Below are 20593 nucleotides of genomic sequence, written 5' to 3' on the forward strand. Positions count from 1 at the left end.
GCAGCGCGGACAACAGGTCCGTACCGATGCCGCGGCGCCGCGCACCGGGCCGGACTCTCCGTGACGGCCAGGCCCGCACCCCGGCCTGGATGCCACAGCGCGGATCCTGCGCGACGCGGGCCCGCGGGGTCCGGGTTGCCGTCTCGTCCTGCTCCGTGGGCGACGCTCACCACTGGGCGGCCAGCTCGGCGGGAATTTCCTGTTCCGTCCAGATGATCTTGCCGGTCGCCGTGTACCGGGTGCCCCATCTGCGGGCGAGCTGGGCCACGATCAGCAGGCCCCGTCCTTCCTCGTCAGTGGTCCGGGCATGGCGCAGGCGCGGCGAGGTGCTGCTGGCGTCGGAGACCTCGCAGATCAGTCCCCGGTCCCGGATCAGGCGCAGACCGATCGGTCCGGCCGCATGGCGGATGGCGTTGGTGACCAATTCGCTGACGATGAGCTCCGCGGTGAACGTCAGGTCGTCCATGCCCCAGTCCGCCAACTGCCGGCCCGCGAGGGTGCGGGCGTCCGCCACGGCCGCCGGATCGCTGGGCAGGTCCCACGAGACGACCCGGTCCGGAGCAAGGACACGGGTCCGGGCAAGGAGCAGCGCCACATCGTCGGACGGCGGACCTGTCAGCAGGGCGTCGACCGCGCCCTGGCCGATCCCCTCCAGCGTCGGCCTGGGCTCCACGAGGGCATCGCCCAGTCGGGAGAGCCCGACGTCGATATCCCGGTCGAAGGTCTCGATGAGGCCGTCGGTGTAGAGGGCGATGAGGCTGCCTTCGGCCAGCACCAGTTCGACGGACTCGAAGGGGAGGTACCCGAGGCCGAGCGGTGGTCCGGCGGGCAGATCGAGGATGTCGGCGGTGCCCTCGGGGCCGACGATCACGGGCGGGAGGTGACCGGCACGGGCCAGCGTGCACCGCCTGCTGACCGGGTCGTACACGGCGTACAGGCAGGTTGCCCCCATGAATGCGGAGCTCGCGGTCTCGCCCTCGGCCGCGACCGGCTCCTCGCTGCTGTGCGCCCCCATGAGGCCGATGACCAGGTCGTCCAGATGAGCCAGCAGTTCGTCCGGGGCCAGGTCCAGGTTGGCGAGCGTGCGCACGGCGGTGCGCAGGCGCCCCATGGTTGCCGCTGCGTTGATGCCGTGTCCGACCACGTCTCCCACAACCAGTGCGACCCGGGCTCCGGAGAGCGGAATCACGTCGAACCAGTCGCCGCCCACACCACTGGGGGCATCGGCCGGGAGATACCACGACGCGACCTCCAGAGCGGACCCTCCCGCCAGTTCCTGCGGGAGCAGGAAACGCTGCATGGAGCGGGCCGCGGTGCGCTCACGGGTGAAACGGCGCGCGTTGTCGACGCACACCGCCGCGCGGGAGACGATCTCCTCGGCGAGACGCACGTCGTCCTCCTCGAAGGGGCCCAGGCGGCTGGACCGGGCGAACGTCGCCACGCCGAGCGTGACACCGCGCGCCCGCAGCGGGACCACCAGCAGCGAGCGGAAGTCGAACTCGCGGATGGAGGCGCCCAGTGACTCGTCCTCGGTCACCCAGGCGCTGGAGGGGTCCATGACCCGCTCCACGAGAGTCCTGCTTTCCAGCAGGCAGCGGGTCACGGGCGACGAGGGAGCGCGCCGCACGGTTTCACCCACGGCCAGGCTTGCCTCCGGACAGCCCTCGCGCACCGACTGCTGCCCCGCCCGGCGGATGACGGGCGTCATGCCGACCGGCCCGGGGGCCGGTTCCTCACCGCTGATGACCAGGTCCAGCAGGTCGACGGCGACGAAATCGGCGAGGGACGGCACGGCATCGTCAGCCAGTTCCTGCGCGGTCCGCGTCACATCCAGCGTGCTGCCGATATGGGCGCTGGCAGCGTTCAGCAGGGCCAGGCGTTCCTGCGCCTGCCAGCGCTCGGTGACGTCGATGATCACGTACCCGACGCCTACGTACCGGCCCTGGCGGTCCTTCATGCCGAAGAATGAGGCGGAGAACGCGCGCGTTCGGTCGGGGCTGGTGTAGCCGGGGTCGCGGAACTCGTAGTCCAGCACCGGGGCCCCGGTCTCGAGAACCGTGCGCAACTGCTCCTCGAAAGCTTCCGCCTCCGGCCTCGGCAGCACCTCCCTCACCTGCCGCCCCAGCCGTTGCTCGAGGGGGACCAGACGGTCCAGTGATTTGTTCACCCACACGTAGCGCAGATCCGTGTCCAGGACGGCCATACCGACCGGTGCGTGGGTGAGGAACGGAGTGAGCATCAGCTGGCTCACCCCGCCTCCCGGCATCCGCCAGAAGGCCCGTTTCGGCGGCCGGCCGACGAACCTGCCGAAGACCAGTGCGGCGACCGTGGCGACCAGTACGCCCGGGACCATTTCGTAGACGCCCGACTCAAGTGGCCCGAGCAGCAGGTTGATCTCCTGCCAGAGAAGCACCGTGGTCGCGCCCGACACGATCCCGGCCATGGCCCCCGCCCAGGTCATACGGGGCCAGTACAGCGAGAGCAGAACGACGGGCCCGAAGGCGGCCCCGAAGCCCGCCCAGGCATAGGCGACGATGCTCAGCAGCCCGCCGGCCTTGAGCGCGATCAGGAAGGCCACCAGGATCACCACGACGACGGCGCCGCGACCGACCCACACCAGCGCCCTGTCCGGGGCCCGCCTGTTGAGGAACGCGCGGTAGAAGTCCTCCGTGAGCGCGACCGACGACACGAGAAGCTGGCTGTCCGCGGTCGACATGATCGCGGCCAGTACGGCGATCAGCATCACCCCGGCGATCCAGGGATCGAACAGGATCCGGCTCAGGACGATGTACACCGTGTCGGGGTCGGTGAGCGGCGTGTCGAGCCGCCCGATTCCCGCGAGGCCGACGAGTGTGGCGCCGGCGAGTACGACGACGACCCAACCCGTTCCGATACGACGGGCCGCGGGGATGGCACGGATGCTGCGGATGCCCATGAAGCGGGCCAGGATGTGCGGCTGGCCGAAGTAGCCGAGGCCCCAGGCGAGAAGGGAAACGATCGCGACGGCGCCGAGCGACCCGCCTGCCGACCACTGCCCGTCCGCGTAGTCGACAGCGGCCCCCATGTCCAGCAGATCGGGCGCCTTGTCGTCGAGGGCAGCGCCCAGCGCCGGGAAGCCTCCGAGGGCCGCGATACCGGTCAGGGGGACCACGAGCAGGGCGAGGAACATCAGCGTCCCCTGCATCACATGCGTCAGGCTCACGGCGAGAAAGCCGCCCAGGCACGAGTAGATGACCACCATCAGGGCCGTCAGGGTCACCCCGAGCCCGAACCGGATGTCGAAGACTTGCTCGAACAGCAGCCCGCCGGCTACCAGACCACTGGCGACGTAGACGGTGAAGAACACCAGAGTGACCGCCGCCGAGACCAGTCTGAGTATCCGGGTACGGTCCTCGAACCGCTCCTCCAGGTAGGCCGGCAGGCTCACGGCGTTCTCGGCGCGCTCCGTGTAGGTGCGCAGCCTCGGCGCGACGAACAGCCAGTTGAGGTAGGTGCCGACCGCCAGACCGACTGCAATCCAGGCGGCGCCGATACCGGCCGCGTACACCGCACCGGGAAGCGCGAGGAACAGCCAGCCGGACATGTCGCTGGCCCCTGCCGACAGAGCCGCGACCAACGGGCTGAGCCTGCGCCCCCCGAGGGCGAAGTCGGCGAAGGTGTGAGTGCGGGTGTATGCCCAGACACCTACTCCGATCATGGCGATCGCATACACGAGGAAGGCGGCCACGATCGGCACACTCGAATCGAACATTTAATCCTCGCCCGCGAGGTTCATGAGCACGAGCGCGACCATGCGGCGCGCTGGGCAGCCCGGTACGTCCTGCCGGGTAAATGTACAGATTTGGGTCGCCCGGCAGTGACCGCCACCACCGCACCGGAGCTGAACGGCCGATATGTGTGCGACAGCCCCGCACGCAATGCCGTACGAGCGTGCGGCTTTCCCTGTACCGGCGCGGGAAGCCGGCCGAACCGCCCGCCCGGCCTGCTGCCCCCGACCCGCTGCCCGCTGCCTGGGAAGCGATGTTGGCTCGGCCTGGGGGAAGTGGGGGAGCGAGGTGTTAGTAATAAGTCATGAAGCTGCCTTTCCGCCGCCCCCGGAATCAGCCGGAGCGCTCGTCCGCCAACCCCGGAGAGAAAGGGCGTTGGCAGCTGCGCCTGCGCAGTGCGGCCGGTCAGGTGTTCGTGCTGCAGGTGGTGCTGGTGCTGCTGCTGGTCGCGGCCGCGGTGATCGCCCAGGTGGTGCAGGCGCAGCGGGACGGCACCGGCCGGGCCCGGGAGAAGTCGGTCGCGGTGGCCCAGGCGTTCGCGCATGCCCCGGGCGTGGCGGAGGCGATGCAGGGTCCGAATCCGGCGAAGGTGCTTCAGCCGCGTGCCGAGGCGGCCCGTAAGGACGCCGGCGTCGACTTCATCGTGCTCATGAACCGGAAGGGGATCCGGTACTCGCAGCCCGACCCGTCACTGATCGGGAAGAAATTCGTCGGCACGATCGAGCCCTCGCTTCGCGGCCGCACCACCGTGGAGACGGTCACCGGCCCCCTCACGGGCGGGGATACCGATGTCGTCCAGGCCGTGGTGCCCGTGCGGGACTCCGACGGCACGATCATCGGCATGGCTTCGGCGGGACTCGCCATCCGCAACGTCACCGGCATGATCAACCAGCAGCTTCCCATCATCCTCGGCGCCGGCGCCGCCGCGCTCGTGGCCGCCACCGGCGGGACGGCCCTGGTCTCCAGACGGCTGCTGCGTCAGACGCACGGCCTCGGGCCGGCGGAGATGACGCGGATGTACGAGCACCACGACGCGGTCCTGCACGCGGTGCGAGAGGGCGTGCTCATCCTCGGCTCCGACGGGCGTCTGGTACTGGCCAACGACGAGGCGCGCCGCCTGCTGGATCTGCCCGTCGGCACCGAGCGCCGGCACGTGAGCGAGTTGGGTCTGGACGAGCGTATGGCACAGCTGCTGGTGAGAGGGGAGGCCGCCACCGACGAGGTGCTGCTGTCCGGGGACCGGCTGCTGGCGGTGAACATCCGCCCCACCGCCCCGCACGGCGAGGAGCCGGGCAGCGTGGTGACGCTCCGCGACACCACCGAGCTGTCGGCCGTCTCGGGCCGCGCGCAGGTGGCGCGGGAACGGCTGAAGTTGCTGTACGAGTCGGGGGTGCGGATCGGCACGACGCTGGACGTGGCGCGTACGGCGGCAGAGCTGGCCGACGTGGCGGTGCCCGGATTCGCCGACGTGGCAGCGGTCGATCTGCTGGACGAGGTCGTACGCGGCCAGGAGCCGGCTCCGCAGACCCAGCGCCGGGTGCGGCGGGCGGCGGTCAGCGACAAGCCCGCGGGCCTGCCGTTGTACGAGGTCGGCGAGGCGATCACGTTCCGGCCCGGTTCGCCGCAGGCGCAGGCCCTCGGTGCGGAGCAGGCGGTGCTGGAGCCGGACCTGCACCGCGCGGAGGAGTGGGTGCTCCACGACCCGGACCGCGCGCGGCGGACCCTGGAGTACGGCGTGCACTCGCTGATCACCGTTCCGCTGCGGGCGAGGGGGGTGATCCTGGGCATCGCGCACTTCTGGCGCAGCGGCGACTCACCGGCCTTCGACGAGGACGATGTGTCCTTCTCCGAGGAGCTGGCCGCACGGGCCGCGGTGGCCATCGACAACGCGCGCCGCTACACCCGCGAGCACGCCATGGCGGTAACCCTGCAGCGCAGCCTGCTGCCCCGCGGGCTGCCCGAGCAGGCCGCGCTGGAGGCGGCCTGGCGCTATGTGCCGGCCGAGGCGGGCGTGGGCGGCGACTGGTTCGATGTCATCCCCCTCTCCGGTACACGTGTCGCCCTCGTCGTCGGCGACGTGGTCGGGCACGGACTGCACGCGGCTGCGACGATGGGCCGCCTGCGCACCGCCGTACACAACTTCTCCGTCCTCGACCTGCAGCCCGACGAGGTGCTCGCCCGCCTGGACGAGCTCGTCGTCCGCATCGACGACGAGGACAGCCGTGCCGGCCTCGCGGGCGGGCGGCCGTCCGAAGAGGTGGCCGGGGCGACGTGTTTGTACGCCATCTACGACCCGGTCACCGGCTCCTGCACACTGGCTCGCGCCGGACACCACTGCCCCGCCGTCGTGTACCCGGACGGCACCGTCAGCTATGCGGACGTACCCGCGTCCCCGCCGCTCGGTCTGGGCGGCCACCCCTTCGAGACCACGGAAGTGGAGCTGCCCGAGGGTGCCCACCTCGTCCTGTACACCGACGGCCTGGTCGAGAGCCGGGACCGCGACATCGACACCGGTCTGGAAATCCTCCGCGCGGTGCTGGAGGAAACCGCGGGCAGCAGCCCGGATGAAACTGCTCGCGCGGTCGCGGACTCCGTCATGCCCGAACACCCGTCCGACGACGTCGCGCTGTTGGTGGCCCGCACCCGACGCCTCGACCCGGCCCAGATCGCCGAGTGGCAAGTGGAGCCGAACCCCGCGGCCGTGGCGCCGGTACGCGCGGAATGCGCCGCGCGGCTGCGCGAGTGGGGCCTGGAGGAGATCGGCCACACCACCGAACTGATTCTCAGTGAGCTGATCACCAACGCCATCCGCTACGGCAGGCCGCCGATCCACGTCCGGCTCCTGCACGACGACGACAGCCTCATCTGCGAGGTCGCGGACGGCAGCGGAACCTCACCGCACCTACGCCGCGCATCCACCATGGACGAGGGCGGGCGCGGCCTCTTCCTCGTCGCCCAGTTCGCACAGCACTGGGGCACCCGCTACACCCCGGGCGGCAAGGTCATCTGGACCGAACAGCACCTGCGTGGCGGCGCCTCAGCCCGCTCCGCCGAGGAGCTGCCGGCCGACGCGCTGCTGGACCAGTTCGACGACGGGGGCTGGTGAGGTTGTGAAGCTCGGCGCACACTGCCGTGATGCCGCAGATCATTGAGCATCCGCAACACCAAGGCCGAGGGCGCCACCGTGATCAGCCTGCGTGACCCGGCCCGGAAGTTCACCTCGGAAGCCCGGCGGGCCGAAAGCCCCGGTTGGGACTCCGAAACCCGGACCTCCACCCGCGTACTGCGCAATGCGGCCGCCGGCTCTGACGCCGCTCCAGCGCGACCGCCCCTCGCCCGCCGTCGAGGCTTGCGCGGGGTAGCGGCCGTGGTCCCCGGCGGGCTCGCCGGGGACCACGGGTGGGGGGACGGTCAGCAGGCGCCGTTCGCGCAGGCGTCGAGCCAGGCGTTCCAGTCCTGGTCGTAGCGCGTGCCGATGTTCTCCGTCAGGTGCTTGCGCGCCGCGTCCCAGTCGCCGGTGCGGTAGGAAGCGAGCACGGTGGCCACGTCGTCCGGGTGCTTCTCCAGCATGTACCGGGCGGCGAGGTAGCCCCATTGATAGGTGCGGGTCGTGTTGGTGTTCTCGTACGTCGTGTTGAACAGCTCGCTCAGCGGATACGTCTTCTTACCCGCCTCCTTGATCGCCTCGTCGTAGGGGAGCTCGCGGTACGAGTACGAGATGTACTCCGCGAAGCCCTCGATCCACCACACCGTCGGGGTCGACACCCCGGCCTCGAAGTCGCCGTACATGTTGAAGCGGCCGTCGAGGTAGTGGGTGTACTCGTGGTTGAGGTTCCAGATCCGGAACTTGTCGCCGTCCGGCCGCTCGAAGGCGATGAAGCGGGGGAGGTTGCCGTCGGCCGACGGGTCGCCCTCCAGGTACATGCCGCCGTTGTTGGTGTCGATGCCGTAGATCACTCCGGCGTACGTCTGGTAGTTGACGTCGGAGTCGAAGACCACGACCTCGACCTTCGTGTTCTTGTCGTCCTTCACCGGACCGTCGTCCTCGGCGACCTTGTGGAAGAACGCGTCCTGGCCGTTGAGGCTGGTGCAGGCGTTGTCGAAGTTGCCGGCGTCCATGCCCTGGGCGACCATCGAGATGCTGTCGCTGCACGACTCCTTGTCCTTGAGGACGGCCTCCTTCAGCCGATCTTTGAGGCCGCAGACGTCGTAGTAGTCGCAGTTGTCCTTGTCGTACTCGTCGGCCATCTCCGCGACTCCGACCCACAGCGGGGCTGTCTTGCCGATCATTTCGCTGACGCCGAGCAGGTCCTTCATCTGCGGGCGCACCTTCTCGCGCAGCTTGTCGTGCTGCACGAAACGGCCCATCTCGCGGCCGGCGTTGGCGGTGAGGTAGGACTGCTCCCCGCCGAGCAGGTCGAGGTGGTCCTTCGCGAAGGTGTGCAGGGTGTCAAGGACGCTCGGATCGGCCACCACCGCCTCGACGAAGTCCGGTAGCTGATGCCCGCGCCACAGCACCGTATAGACGTTGTTGACCGCGTTGACCATCCACCACTTGTCGTTGTACGAGCTGTCGTAGCCCTCCAGCATCCGCTTGACGACGCCGAGGTAGCGGGCGTTCTCCCCGGAACTGTCGATGAGGGTGATGGCCTCGGACAGGGTCTCGCCGTTGGCGTCGGTCACGTCGTGCGAGTGCTCGGAGTCGAAGAACGCGTCCAGGCCGCCCTGGATCGCGGACTTCAGCTCGGGCCCGTACTCGCCCACGTCCTGCTCGTGGTTGAACTGCACGTAGTAACCGGCCCGCAGGAACAGAACGATCTGCGGCATGCCGGTGCTGCCGTCGCCGGGGTAGGCGGCGGAGTCCTCGCGCAGCGCGTTGGCGACAGTGATCATCTGCTCCTCGCGGAATGCGCCGTGCGCGTCCTGGCCGGTGAGGCTGAAGAGCGTGTTGATGCACTCGGTCGTGGACGAGGTGATCTGCTTGACGAGCGCGTCGCCCGTCTGCGCGAAGTCGCCGGGCGAGCAGGCGGCCTTCGCCGTGCCCTGCGCCACGCCCTTCATGGAGGGCCGCTTGTGGGACGGCGGGGTCGCCGAATCGTTGTGGCCCTGCTTGAGCGCGTCCTTGGAGGCGGGAGTCGGCGCGCGGTCCTCGACCTTGAGGCGCTTGCCGCGTATGTGCTCTGCCTCCGCAGCGGCGTCCGAGGCCCGAGGGCCCGACACCGTGTCGCGGTCGCGCGGCGCCGCCGCCTGGGCTGCTTCGCCGTCGCCGAACTGGCCCGCGCCGACGCCCAGCGAGACCGCCAGGACTCCGGCGCACAGAGCGCGGGTGAGACGTGCGCGTAACGAGCTTCTTCGATCGTTCCGGCTCATCCGGTTCTCCAGTTGTGTGGGGGTGTGCTCATGCGCCCAGTACAATTTCACACATCACATGTCATGCGGAAGGGTCGTGAAGGCACGGGAATCCGGGAGCAGTTGGCGGGAGCACCGGCATACACTCGGACTGGATCACACCCGAGGAGCCGCGCGCGCATGACCGCAGAACGCCCGCTGAAGCTGCCCGCTGTGCCGAACCGGCTCAGCATCCGCGACCACGTCGCGCACGCCCTGCGCGCCGCGCTGATCGCGGGAGAACTGCGCCCCGGAGCCGTGTACTCCGCACCCCAACTCGCCGCGCAGTTCGGTGTCTCGGCCACGCCCGTACGAGAAGCGATGCTCGACCTCACGCGCGAGGGCATGGTGGAGCCCGTACGGAACAAGGGCTTCCGCGTCACCGAACTCTCCGAGCGCGACCTCGCCGAGTACGTCGCGATCCGCGAGCTGATCGAGGTGCCGACGGTGGGGCGGGTGGCCCGGTCCGGCGACCCGGCGCGGCTGGAGGAGCTCCGCCCTGTCACCCGCGAGATAGTCGCCGCCGCTCGCGCGGGCGACCTCATCGGCTTCCTGGAGGCGGACCGCCGCTTCCACCTCGCGCTGCTCGAACTCGCGGGAAACCGCCGCCTGGTGGAGGTCGTCGGCGAACTGCGCGGCCACGCCCGGCTCTACGGGCTGGCCGGGCTCGCGAAGAGCGGCCAGCTCATGGAGTCGGCCGAGGAACACGAGGTGCTGCTCGACCTGGTGCTGGCCCGGGACGCGGAGGGAGCCGAGCGGCGGATGCGGACCCACCTCGGCCGTCTGCGCTCCCAGTGGGAGAGCGCCGGCGAGGCCGAGGGCTGAGCCTGCGGTCCCGCCGCTGCCCGCCCCGCCACGCGCGCACCGCAATCCGCTGAGCGCGGATGGCGGTCACCCGGCGCACGGCCTGCTCCAGGGCCCGCTTGCACATCGCCGACACCGGGATCCCGGCCTTCTTGACCGCCCCGGCCAGATCATCAGGCACATAGACATTGATCTTTGGCATGACCCACTGCAACCCCATTGAGGGTCGTAGACCATCCAGGGCGGCGTCGCGCCCCGACAGACGACGCTTCATATCCGCGGAGATGAGTAGCTCTGAGCAGCCATGGGCTCCCGCCGGAGCGTGTCCGGTTTGCCGTTGATCTTCGTTCTCACAAGCTCTCGGTTCTCACAGCTCCCGAAAAACGGCCTTCGCTCCTCAGGAGGACACTCCGTAGCAGGTGGCGATCGCGGCGGCGCGGTTGCGCAGGGCGGTGCGCAGCCACTGCGGGGCCAGGGCTTCCGCGTTCGTGGCCAGCTGCCACAGTGCCCATTCGGCGTGCCTCGGATCTTGGAAGGTCACCTCCAGCCGCAGCCGGCCGTCTGCGTCGGTTTCTTCGGCGAGGACGGCCAGTGCGGTGCCCACCAGGTCCTCCCGCCGCGCGGGGTCCACCCGTACCAGCACGGTGACTTGGTCGCCGCCGGTCCGGAACCGCGTGCTGCGTTCCTGCCAGGCCCGGTCCAGATCGACCCGGTCCGGTCGCTGTGCCGGTTCGGCGAGTTCCTCGGCGGCCAGGATGCGGGACAGCCGGTAGGTGCGGTCCGCGCCGGACCTCGTGGCCAGCAAGTAGCCGTGGTCGCGTACGGTGACCAGGCCGATCGGGTCCACCGTGCGCCATTTCGGGGTCTGATCCACAGCCGCGTAGCGGATGCGCAGCTTGTGTCCGGCGAACACCGCGCGCCGGACCTCGGCGGCTGTCGAGGCAGGTACCTCCTCAGCGACCAGTCGACGCGAGAGGAGGTCGGTCTCCGGGTCGATGAGCAATCGCTCGGCCACGCCGGCCGCGGTGTCCCGATGGCTTTCGGGCAGCGCGTCGACCACCTTGAGCATGGCCGAAGCGAGCGCCGAGCCGAGGCCGAAAGCCTGCGCGCCCCGCCTCGATCCGGCGACCAGCAGGGCAAGTGCCTCGTCGTGGTTCAGTCCGGTGAGCTCGGTCCGGAAACCGGGCAGCAACGCGAAACCGCCGTGCCGACCGCGTTGGGCGTAGACCGGGACGCCGGCTGCGGACAGCGCCTCGATGTCACGCAGCACGGTGCGGGTGGATACCTCCAGCTCGCGGGCCAACGCGGGCGCGGACAGCCGACCGCGCTGGCGCAGCAGCAGAACCAGGGAGACCAACCGGTCGGCACGCATACGAGAACCCTAAAGGAAAACGCGACACCCGATGTCGTGATTCGTTGGGAGGCTTACCAGCCTGACAACGACCCATCGCACACGACAGGTGATCCACATGGCACACGCCATTGTCAATCCGGACGGTTTGCACGACCCGGTCCCGTTCGGCTACAGCCACACCGCCACCGTCCCCGCAGGTACGGAACTGGTGCTTATCGCGGGTCAGTACGGTTCGGGCCCGGACGGCGCGGTTGTCTCGACCGACTTCACCCAGCAGGTGAAGCAGACGTTCCACAATATCGGCGTCGCTCTTGCCGCCCATGGGCTCGACCTCAGCCACGTCGTCCAGCTCAGGACGTATGTGGTGAACCATGACGTCAGCAAGCTCGGGCCGATCGCCGGGGCCGTGCAGGAGGTCTGGGGTACGAAACCGCCCACGCAAACCCTCATCGGTGTCGCGAGCCTGGCTGCGCCTGACGTGCTGTTCGAGGTCGAGGCCCTCGCCGCCAGGTCCTGACTCGCCGCCGCCCGCATCCGGGCTGTTCGACCCGACGCGGGCGGCGGTTCAGTAACGGGGTGGCGCAGCTATGTGAACAGGCGCCATCGGACACGAAGGTCTGGGCAAGTCGTCAGCTCGTTCTGCTGCTCAGGGGCATCTGGCACCCCTCATTGGGATCGCTGGCTGTGATGTCCAAGGACGTCGTTCTTTGAGGTGACGCCATGACCGTGCCGACCCCGGGACCCCTCAGCCTGGGCCGAATACCGCGGCGAGATCCTGCTTGTCGCCACGGAGATCGCCCGCGGAGATCGCCTCCTCGACCGTCAGCATGCCTGATGCCAGGCCCAGCACCGCCGAGGGTTCTGCGCGAAGCACGGTTTCGGGTTGTCCATCGACGTCGAGCGTGACGTGGGTACCCGTTTCGTCGACGCGCACCGTGAGGGTCGTGCCGTCGACGTCCACGCCGACGGTCGCCGGAACCTCGGCTCGCTTGCCGTCCAACAGTGACTCGAGCGCCACCACCAACCAATGAGCTTTGAAGCTATCGCCACGCGGGCCGGAAACCATGAGCGGCGTGCTCCAGTTCACCAACGCAGCGATCGGACCGCGAAGTTCGCTTCCCCAAGGCGTGAGCGCGTAGGCGACGCCATTGCTTTCGGTGTCGAGTTGGCGCCCGACCACGCCGACTTCTTCCAGCTCGCGTAGGCGCTCGGCCAGCAGGTTGGTGGAGATCCCGGGCAGGCCGGCCTGGAGTTGCCCGTAACGGGCCGGGCCACCGAGCAGCTCGCGCACGATGAGCAGGCTCCACCGATCGCCAACGACATCGAGCGCCCGCGCCAAGCCGCAGTACTGGCCATAGGACCTTTTGGCCACCACTCTCTCCTCCTCGTCTCCCATCACGCTTGACGTTTGCCAGCTTGGCGTTTGCTTGCAGACTTGAGTATCGCAAGGATTCGGCCGCATGAGGTTGCGTTCGCCTCAGCGCTCGATCTCGATCTCGTCGAATTCGAGCGCCAGGAAGGTCGGCCGGGAGAGAACCCGGCTGCCGGGTCCCCGCGGGAACACGCGCCGTCGGGTGGGGATGATGAGTCCGTCGAACTCGCGGTGCTGATCGCAGTAGAGGGCGGCTTTGGCCCAGTTGCCTACTGGTTCGGCGACGAAGTCGTGGCGGCGGATCAGGCCGTCGGTGTCGACGTAGAAGGTCTGTTGCCGGGAGTGGGTGTCGATCTGCGCGGGGAACGCTGCCTGGAGTCGACGCCATTGCTGTCCGGATTCCTGCCAGGGTTCGCCTTCGATGACGGTGACGTCGCCGCGGGTGAGCAGTAGTGGTGCGGTCAGGTAGTTCCAGAAGGCGTATCCGGCGAAGTAAGCGGTGTCGAGTGGGTCCCAGTTGACGTTGCGGCGGAGTCCGCTCAACCCGAAGAAGGCCGAACGTGGGTCGGTTCGGGTGTCGAGTTGTTCGCCGTCATGGGTTTCGATCCGCACGTCGCCCCGGTCGAACACGGCGCGCTTGCCGGCCTGCGGGAAGTCATGGAGGACGGTGCACTGCTCGGTGACTTGGACCTGAACGGTGAAGTTCGCCAGCTTGTTGCCGGGAAAGCGTCGAGGCAGCAGGCCGGCCAAGCGCCCCCGCGCTGTGATCGCTGAAACGGACTGCCAGCGTTCAGCGCCGCCGTGTGCGGTGAGGACTTCGTCGACCAGTTCGTTCATGTAGCCGCTCCCGGCTGCTGCTTGATTTTTACTTGTAGACTTGCGAAGCAATTGGACCCTTGAGTATAACTAGGGCCGAGGAGGATCGGGACATGGTGGCTGCGCAACCTGTAGGCGAACGTCCGGCGTGGGTGGACGACGAGTTGTTCCCCTTCGAAAGCCGCTTCGTGGAGCTGGACGGGAACGTCGTGCACTACGTCGACGAGGGCTCGGGGCCGATCCTGCTGATGCTGCACGGCAATCCGGTCTGGTCCTTCGTGTACCGCGAAGTGATCGCCGCCCTGCGGGACCGGTTCCGATGCATCGCCCTGGACTTTCCGGGGTTCGGCCTGTCCACCGGCGCCCCCGGCTATCGGTACCTGGCCCAGGACCACGCCGCGCTGCTCGTGTCCTTCCTCGACCGCCTGGACCTCGCGCAACTGACCCTGATCGGCCACAACTGGGGCGGCCCCTTCGGCCTGTACGCCGCCCAGCAACGTCCGGACAAGTTCGAACGCCTCATCCTGACCAACACCTGGGCATGGCCGTTGAACGGCGACCTGACCAGCGAAGTGTTCTCCCGCAGCATGGGAGGACCGGTCGGACGCGCGCTGATCAAGCGGTTCAACCTGCTCGTCAAGTACTTCATCCCCTCAGCACACAAGCGCCGGAAGCTGTCCGAAGCCGAAATTGCGCACTATCGCGAGGCAACGTCCACGCCAGAGCGTCGCGACGCTTGTGCCGCTCTTCCAGGCGAACTCATCGGCGCTCGCGAGTTCTTCACCGATCTCACGGACCAACTCAGCGCAGTCGAGAAGTTGCCTACGCTGGTCCTGTGGGCTGACGGGGATCCGATCTTCACCGACAAGTACCGTGAGCGCTGCGAAGCGACCTTCCCCAACCACACAACGACGGTGCTCCACGGAGTCGGACACTTCCTGCAATCCGACGCACCAGCGGAGTTCAGCGAAGCCATCGAGACTTGGTGGGCACAACTGGCCGGTGAAGGCGGCACGGCCTCATAACGGCCACATCCCTGGGACCGCTTCCATGAGCCGCATCGACCGGGTTACCGGCCTGGGAGTGCAGCACCGACGCCTTCTGCTTCCGCAGCAGCTCGATCTGCCGGTCGGTGACCACCTCCGCCGGGCCTGGTTCGTGGCCGGCCGGCTCGTCCTCTACGGCGCGGAAGGTGCCGGCAGGGCGTCGGCTTGGCGACCGGCAGGAAGCTGTCCCAGCTGGAGCTGGCGGGGGGGGCTGAACCGGGTCGGCGGGGTGGTGGCCTGTCGGGTGTCGGCGCGACAATCGGGGGCATGGCCAGGCGACGCAAAGGCGGTAGCTCCGCCGACGATGACAACGCAGGTTGGAGCATAGAGGAGTTGCCCGACGGCTCCCTCATCCGTACGAAAGTCCACCCAGAGCGCGTCGACCTGCTCGAAGACCACATCAAGAGCATCCTCAGCGAGGAGGCTCGTGACCGGGGCATGACGTTGTTCGAGTACGTCGGCTGGGTGGCCAGGATGCCCGATTCGGAGTTACACGTGTACCGCGACCGGGTCATGTCGGGCAGCGGCGGACCGCGCCTGGCCGTGGTGTATGACGCGTGGTTGTGGTTGCGGAGTCAGCTGACGGAGATCCAGTCGTTGCAGAGAGGCTGGCCGCACGGTGAGCCGGACAGATGGATGTAGGGGGCCTCGGGCCGTCCCTGTGAGCTGTCGTCGAGCCTCATCCGCGGACCTCGATATCCGGCTGCTTTTGTGAGGCGCTTGGATCTGGCTGTCGGCGAGAGGGCGCCCTGGGTGGCCGCCCTGGAACAGCCCGGGGACAGCGGCGCGGTAGCTGACCGTGGCGTCGGGCCATCCAACGGTTCCAGGTACTGCTGGGTGCAGGTTCCCCAGAGCGAGCACTTCGCTGTTGAGCCCAGACGAGGAAGCTGTCGGCTGCGGTGACGTGGCAGCCAACGTTCAGATCCTGGAGTCGAGTCGGGTGGTTGATGAAAGCTGCCGACCGCAATCCCGCGGCCGGGAGCTCGTTGTCGTGTCAGGTCACACCTGCGGCGGCTGCGGAGCCTGCCTCACAGGACGCGTATCTTCCTGCCGGACCGGCCGCTCCGAGCTATTCCGCTGCTTCGCCGGACGCCGGGATCACACCGAGCTGCTGAAGGAAGCCAAGGAGGTCCTTGTCCGACCACTTTTCGGCGAGCTTGCCATTCTCAAGACGATGAATCACTGTCGCGGTCATCGTGATCGGCTCACCGGTAGCGGGAATTCCGGGAAGGTCCCTCTCATGCACTCCACGGGCCGTCAGCCGAGTCACGACCTTGTCGCCCTCCGCGATCTGGTCTTCGATCTCGTGGGTGCCAGGCGTGGCGTCCCAGAACAGGCGGAACACCTGTTTGAGTCCCTCCCGGCCAGGTGCGAAGCCTGGAAACGGCGGCGGCGAGTGGTCCTTGTAGTTCTCGGCCACAAGCTCGTCCATGGCATCGAGGTTGCCCGCGTCGATCTCCTGATAGAAGCGGCGAACCAGCCTCTTGTTCTCCTCGGTGGACACCGGAACCCCTCTGCGCGCTCGCTTCGCACCGCCGGAACGGCGCATACGACCCGAATCGTCACCCGTTGGATCCCCCGTCCACGCCCACGGCGCGCCAGACAACCGCGGACATTCACTCAGAACGGCCACAGAATTCGGGCCGGCCACACCCGCTACCCACCACCAGCTCACAACGCCCACCCGACGCATCCGATGCGGTCGGCATACGCCCTACCAGCACTGACCCCAAGCCCTCGAAGAGGGCGCCGCCACCAGGAGCAGAGAAGCGAACCGGCGCGGTCGCGGGGCTGGAGCACGTCCAGCAAGGCCATACCGCAACTCGGGCCGCTCGTTGCGGGCTGCTGCCGATTCGGCTGCTGTCGATTTGGCTGACCAGCGCCTCGCGTGCCCGTGTCCGGCAGAGGCCAGGCCCCGTGACAGATCGCCCGCCCCAGGCAAAAAACAGTCCCCGGCAGTCGACCCCAACCCATCCGCCTCGGCCGTCACCGAGGTTCCGGGTCGGCGCGCTCCCGGGGGCCTGAGCCAGAGCCACGTTAAGGGTCTCCTGCTAACAGACGTCTCCGTCAGCGGTGTGGCTCTCCGACTATCTGGCCTATTTCCCAGTTTGCTCCATATATCGCCGTAGTCAAGAGGTTCGGTCCAGGGAAGATAAGACCGAAAAAGCCCAGGTCATGGCGCCCGTGGCCAGAGCTTTGTCCGGTGATCACTAGTGATCGTGCTGCCTGATGGCGGGTGACGAGTCCTCGCGCGGTCGCGCCTGGTCAGAGCACGTACTCCCTCTTGAACCGAGCCCCGCCGCCGGTGGGCGGCCACTTTCCGCACTCACTGTGATATAGGAAGTGCGACGAGTGACTATGTGCTGACTCGGGCAGCATTCAATTTCACCCAGTCCGGGCGCTGGCTTCGGTTGCCGCGTTTCATCAAGCCGTGTTGCTGTGGTGCATCGACGAGTGTCCCGCCTGGCGTGGACCCGGGCGGGACGCACATGCGGCACCGCGCGCAGCCGCGCCGTGCCAGTTCTTCACCGTATAGCCCCGTTTACCGGGCTGACTCGCGGGAGTTCGGCAAGCCGATCAGTGCGTTACGGCGCGATGGCGCGGACCCGGTCCGCACGGGACGACCATTGGAGCCTGCCGTTGGAAGACCGGTGGACGGCACCCCTGGTCCCCACCCGCGGCCGATACCCGGATGGCGGTCGCCGTCGGCCGGCTGGTCGGCCGGTCGCGGGGAACCGGCAGGATCATCAGCGCACCGCTGCGGAAGGCAGGAAGGCAGGAAGGCAGGAAGGCAGGCACAGGACGGCACAGGTGATGTCCCTGGCGCTCGCCCCCGGCGAACACGCCTCAAGCCCCGGGAAGCTGACGCGGTGTCAGGACAACGGCCGACGGTCAGGGGTAGTCGGCGGCATCGCCGTCCGGGGCCAGGCGCATCCAGGGTTGGAGGTACTCAAGGCACGTCCTGCCGGGCGGCAGAGCGGGCGCGAGGGCGCGCAGGACGCGGGCCGGGGCGTCACCGGCGTACTGCTCCAACCGGGGCGTCGCCCGGAGCAGTAGACGACGGCCGGGGAGTTCGGCGACCTCGTGGAAGGCGCCCGAGGAGCGCAGCACCTGCGGTCCGCCGACCCGGGCCGCCACGTCCGGCGAGCACACGGTGCCCCACGCATAACCGCGCAGCGTCCGGTCGCTGTCCGGCACCGTGTCCTCGGGAAAGAGATTCAGCATGCGCTCCAGGGCCGTGCCGAACGCCGGGTCCGCGTCGTCGGTGAGATGCCCGTATGCGGCGTCCAGCCGGACCGCCCAGGTGGCGAGGAGGTCCAGCCACCGCTGCTGGACCTCCTCGGATTCCCGCCAGGGCACCAGCGCGGGAGGGGCCGAGGCGGCGAAGCGGGTCCATTCGGGGTGGTCGGGCAGGCGCTCGAACTCCACGGACACCGCGTGCTCGTGGTCCTCCGGGTGTCCGCGTGCGTCCAGCCGGTGCATGAGGAGCACGCACGCGTACGGCGGGGAGGACCCGAGAGCGGACAGGAGCCGCCGCCAGGTCCGCCGCGAGTACCGCGACTGCCTCATGCTCGGTCCGTGTGCGGAGCGTTGCAGCAGCAATTGCGCGCACACCCCGTGCGACGGGCCCCAGGGTGCGTCGGGGTTCTCCTCGTCCGGGCCCCGGGCGGCGGGCTCCGCGGCCAGGCCCGCCTCGTACTCGGGGAAGAACTCAGCCCTGGCCTCGGTCAGCCAGGCGCCGGCCGACCTGGCGAAGTCCTCCGCCCGGCCGGTCCGGCAGTTCAGCTCCAGCAACAGCTCACCCGTCACACGCCCATTGCACCATCGTCCCGACGGATCAGGAGAACGCGCCGTCGCTGAGCAGGCCGCACACGACGGCGCCGCCCCAATCCACGCCGAGCGCCTGCGGTATGGGGCTGGGTCTCTGCGGCTGCGGCTGCGGCTGCGGTTGGGGCTGCGGCTGGAGTTTCGGCGTCGGGACTGGCAGGCGCGCATGTTGAGGTGTCGCGCATGCGCCGCCGACGAGGCTGGGAGATCACTCTGCGCTGCTTGCCGCTGGGAGCGCCAGTTCATCCGTCCGGATCCGAGATGGCGTTGTGGACCACACCATGACGGCCTGGGGCCGCGTAGCAGCGTGGGGGAGCCGGTCAGCCCTGAATGGAGAAGAACAGCGTGTCCATGGTGTGTCCGTGCTTGAGAGCGCTCTGCCATTCGTCGTGCTCGACCCGCATCATGTCGATGAGTCTCTTGGCCTCATGGGTGAAGGCGGTGTCCATGCGGTCCAGGACCGCGGCGTAGGCGTCGGCGAGTGGCTTGGTCTTGGCCAGCGGTAGACGGCCGATGGCCGGGTACCCGTCCATGGGCGACGGAACGTGGAAGGGGATCTCGTCGGGCGGCCCGGCGAACAGGAAGTCGAGCGGCAGCAGATCGGCGGGGACGCCGAGGCGTCGCAACTCGTCGCCCATGCGCCCGAAGAACGTGGAGGGCTTGGAGTACACGCCGAAATCCATGGGGTCGGACCCGCTCCAGTCGATGATGTGCTGGAGCGCCTTGTAATACGCGTGGCCCACGTATGCACCGTCCGCGTTGGCGTGGCCCGCGAGGAGGTGGTCGAGTGCCTCGGGGATCGTGAGGCCCAGATCGATGCCTTGGCGTTCGAGGCTGAGCTGGTCGGCGTGGGCGTCCTTGCGTATGTGATCGCGGAGCATTTCCTGCTGAATCGCGGCGAGTTCGCCACCTTGGAGGTAGGACACGACGTGGCTCTGGTTGGCTGTGGTCATCGTGATGATGTGGCTCATGCGCCTCATGGTGGCAGCGGGCGCGGACAAGACGCCGTGCGGGGTTGGGAGGCACTCGTGGGTTGGGGCCGGCGCGTTCCTTACCCTCCGTCTATCGCAGGGGCAGGGGGTGCGGGATGAACGCCCGCTTCCCCTCCTGCCATGACTGCCTCGACGACCACAGCCGCCTCGTGAACCGGTGGCCGCCCGCACGAACGGAATGCCCTTACCGGCTCCTGCCCGCGCACGGGTCGGCCTCGTTCAAGCCCTTCGTACCCAGGAAGACCCGGCCTCGGGCTGCGGCTCGGGGCGTTCCTCACGTACCCGTGCTCGGACATGGCTCGACGCCGGCCGCTGCCGCGCGAGAGGCAACCGGTCCCGCCTCTGCGGATCGTTGACCATCGGTCCGCCCCTCTCGGGACTGGTGGGATCGCACGTTGAGGTGTCGCGTATTCATCGGTGAGGTCGGTCCCGGGCCACCGTGGGTGGTCGCCGGGCGTATCGGGCCGAGATTCCTCCGACGCAACCGGATAGGTGCGCCGCCGTCGAAGGCGTGATGATCGTCAATATGGTCTCACCGCAAGGTACTGGCCAGGTAGGCGTTGCGGATTCTGATGAGGCGGGGCATGTACCAGCTCAGAACGGTGCGGTCGGCGACGCGTCCGAGAAGCCCGAACGGCGAGGCAAAGTCGATGACATCCCTCATCACGGTGCCGCCGGTGCCGTCCGGCTCGAAATGATGACTGTGATGCCACCGCTTGAAGGGCCCGGCATCCTGCTCGTCCACGAAGCACCGGGGCGGGTCATGCGCCGTAATACGCGCGGTGAGGTGCCAGGTCAGGCCGAAGTGGCGAGCCTGGAAGGTCACCGTGTCGCCGAGTGAGAGGCCGCCTCGGGTCCTGCCGTCGACCGCCCGCTCCGACGAACCGGCCATCGACCGCGTGTGCATCTCCACGTCGAGGCATGCCTCGAACACCTGGTCCGGGGGTGCGGCGACGGCTGTCACGATCTCGAACTGCGGCACCGGGCCATCCTATAAGGGCGGGATAGGCGGTTCCGGCCCGTGGGCGCTCCAAGCGCTGGAACAGAGTGTGGTGCTTGGCCTCGGTCTTCGAGGTCCGGGTGGTGGTGGCCGCCGGCCCGTCGTCGGCCGCGACGCGTAGTGCCTGAAGTTCCCCGGCCTTGACCGCGGCCTCGATCCGCTCGGCACCGGCCATGCGGGCCGTGCCGGCGTCGTCGTCGCCCTCGCGGTATGCCGTGGTACGCAG

Annotated in this window: 14 protein-coding genes; 5 read left to right on the top strand and 9 right to left on the bottom strand. The window is 68.6% G+C overall.

Annotated features, from left to right (window positions below; all coding sequences use genetic code 11):
- Nucleotides 1-166: 166 nt before the first annotated feature.
- Nucleotides 167-3751 (bottom strand): sodium/proline symporter PutP, encoded by a 3585-nt coding sequence (gene putP, locus ACTWP9_RS26005; protein WP_443248693.1) that lies wholly within the window; start codon nucleotides 3749-3751, stop codon nucleotides 167-169.
- A 320-nt stretch (nucleotides 3752-4071) separates the two neighbouring features.
- On the opposite strand from putP, the gene ACTWP9_RS26010 reads away from it, so the two are divergent.
- Entirely contained in the window at nucleotides 4072-6873 is a 2802-nt protein-coding gene (locus tag ACTWP9_RS26010) for a SpoIIE family protein phosphatase (RefSeq protein ID WP_443248694.1), read from the top strand.
- A gap of 305 nt (nucleotides 6874-7178) precedes the next feature.
- On the opposite strand, the gene ACTWP9_RS26015 is transcribed toward ACTWP9_RS26010, so the two are convergent.
- Nucleotides 7179-9137: a collagenase gene (locus ACTWP9_RS26015; RefSeq protein WP_443248695.1), complete on the bottom strand. Its 1959-nt coding sequence runs from the start codon at nucleotides 9135-9137 to the stop codon at nucleotides 7179-7181.
- 159 nt (nucleotides 9138-9296) lie between these two features.
- Here ACTWP9_RS26015 and ACTWP9_RS26020 point away from each other — a divergent pair, with 159 nt between their 5' ends.
- Nucleotides 9297-9980 carry a GntR family transcriptional regulator gene (locus tag ACTWP9_RS26020; protein ID WP_443248696.1) on the top strand — a complete coding sequence of 228 codons (684 nt, stop codon included), beginning with the start codon at nucleotides 9297-9299 and terminating at the stop codon, nucleotides 9978-9980.
- 376 nt (nucleotides 9981-10356) lie between these two features.
- Here ACTWP9_RS26020 and ACTWP9_RS26025 read toward each other — a convergent pair whose 3' ends face one another.
- On the bottom strand, nucleotides 10357-11331 hold the full coding sequence (locus ACTWP9_RS26025) for a helix-turn-helix transcriptional regulator (protein WP_443248697.1): 975 nt from the start codon (nucleotides 11329-11331) through the stop codon (nucleotides 10357-10359).
- Between the two features lie 97 nt (nucleotides 11332-11428).
- Between ACTWP9_RS26025 and ACTWP9_RS26030 the strand changes: the two genes are divergently transcribed.
- Nucleotides 11429-11830: a RidA family protein gene (locus ACTWP9_RS26030; RefSeq protein ID WP_443248698.1), complete on the top strand. Its 402-nt coding sequence runs from the start codon at nucleotides 11429-11431 to the stop codon at nucleotides 11828-11830.
- Nucleotides 11831-12058: 228 nt separating this feature from the next.
- Here ACTWP9_RS26030 and ACTWP9_RS26035 read toward each other — a convergent pair whose 3' ends face one another.
- Both ACTWP9_RS26035 and ACTWP9_RS26040 read right to left on the bottom strand, forming a co-directional pair.
- Nucleotides 12059-12685, bottom strand: a complete 627-nt coding sequence (locus tag ACTWP9_RS26035; protein WP_443248699.1) for a winged helix-turn-helix transcriptional regulator — start codon at nucleotides 12683-12685, stop codon at nucleotides 12059-12061.
- Nucleotides 12686-12790: 105 nt separating this feature from the next.
- The gene (locus tag ACTWP9_RS26040) at nucleotides 12791-13522 is read right to left on the bottom strand and encodes a hypothetical protein (protein ID WP_443248700.1); all 732 of its coding nucleotides are present in this window, start codon (nucleotides 13520-13522) and stop codon (nucleotides 12791-12793) included.
- A 92-nt stretch (nucleotides 13523-13614) separates the two neighbouring features.
- On the opposite strand from ACTWP9_RS26040, the gene ACTWP9_RS26045 reads away from it, so the two are divergent.
- Together ACTWP9_RS26045 and ACTWP9_RS26050 are read left to right on the top strand one after the other, a co-directional pair.
- Nucleotides 13615-14526: an alpha/beta fold hydrolase gene (locus ACTWP9_RS26045; RefSeq protein ID WP_443248701.1), complete on the top strand. Its 912-nt coding sequence runs from the start codon at nucleotides 13615-13617 to the stop codon at nucleotides 14524-14526.
- Between the two features lie 288 nt (nucleotides 14527-14814).
- Nucleotides 14815-15189: a hypothetical protein gene (locus ACTWP9_RS26050; protein WP_443248702.1), complete on the top strand. Its 375-nt coding sequence runs from the start codon at nucleotides 14815-14817 to the stop codon at nucleotides 15187-15189.
- Between the two features lie 427 nt (nucleotides 15190-15616).
- Here the strand turns inward: ACTWP9_RS26050 and ACTWP9_RS26055 are convergent, their stop codons facing one another.
- From ACTWP9_RS26055 to ACTWP9_RS26070, 4 genes are all read right to left on the bottom strand, one after another.
- Nucleotides 15617-16051, bottom strand: coding sequence for an ester cyclase (locus ACTWP9_RS26055; protein ID WP_443248703.1), 435 nt, complete (start codon nucleotides 16049-16051; stop codon nucleotides 15617-15619).
- A gap of 1388 nt (nucleotides 16052-17439) precedes the next feature.
- Nucleotides 17440-18357: a hypothetical protein gene (locus ACTWP9_RS26060; RefSeq protein ID WP_443248704.1), complete on the bottom strand. Its 918-nt coding sequence runs from the start codon at nucleotides 18355-18357 to the stop codon at nucleotides 17440-17442.
- Between the two features lie 338 nt (nucleotides 18358-18695).
- A complete protein-coding gene (locus ACTWP9_RS26065) occupies nucleotides 18696-19346 on the bottom strand; it encodes a DUF7691 family protein (protein WP_443248705.1) in 651 nt (216 codons plus the stop codon).
- A gap of 553 nt (nucleotides 19347-19899) precedes the next feature.
- Complete coding sequence (locus tag ACTWP9_RS26070; RefSeq protein WP_443248706.1) at nucleotides 19900-20349, bottom strand: SRPBCC family protein; 450 nt, start codon at nucleotides 20347-20349, stop codon at nucleotides 19900-19902.
- Between the last annotated feature and the right edge of the window lie 244 nt (nucleotides 20350-20593).

It is taken from the genome of Streptomyces sp. 3N207, from assembly GCF_052246355.1.
Classification (GTDB): domain Bacteria; phylum Actinomycetota; class Actinomycetes; order Streptomycetales; family Streptomycetaceae; genus Streptomyces.

Excerpts from the sequence above, each read along its gene's own strand:
- putP (WP_443248693.1), bottom strand. The coding sequence starts at position 3,751 with ATGTTCGATTCGAGTGTGCCGATCGTGGCCGCCTTCCTCGTGTATGCG.
- ACTWP9_RS26010 (WP_443248694.1), top strand. The coding sequence starts at position 4,072 with ATGAAGCTGCCTTTCCGCCGCCCCCGGAATCAGCCGGAGCGCTCGTCC.
- ACTWP9_RS26015 (WP_443248695.1), bottom strand. The coding sequence starts at position 9,137 with ATGAGCCGGAACGATCGAAGAAGCTCGTTACGCGCACGTCTCACCCGC.
- ACTWP9_RS26020 (WP_443248696.1), top strand. The coding sequence starts at position 9,297 with ATGACCGCAGAACGCCCGCTGAAGCTGCCCGCTGTGCCGAACCGGCTC.
- ACTWP9_RS26025 (WP_443248697.1), bottom strand. The coding sequence starts at position 11,331 with ATGCGTGCCGACCGGTTGGTCTCCCTGGTTCTGCTGCTGCGCCAGCGC.
- ACTWP9_RS26030 (WP_443248698.1), top strand. The coding sequence starts at position 11,429 with ATGGCACACGCCATTGTCAATCCGGACGGTTTGCACGACCCGGTCCCG.
- ACTWP9_RS26040 (WP_443248700.1), bottom strand. The coding sequence starts at position 13,522 with ATGAACGAACTGGTCGACGAAGTCCTCACCGCACACGGCGGCGCTGAA.
- ACTWP9_RS26045 (WP_443248701.1), top strand. The coding sequence starts at position 13,615 with ATGGTGGCTGCGCAACCTGTAGGCGAACGTCCGGCGTGGGTGGACGAC.
- ACTWP9_RS26050 (WP_443248702.1), top strand. The coding sequence starts at position 14,815 with ATGGCCAGGCGACGCAAAGGCGGTAGCTCCGCCGACGATGACAACGCA.
- ACTWP9_RS26065 (WP_443248705.1), bottom strand. The coding sequence starts at position 19,346 with ATGAGCCACATCATCACGATGACCACAGCCAACCAGAGCCACGTCGTG.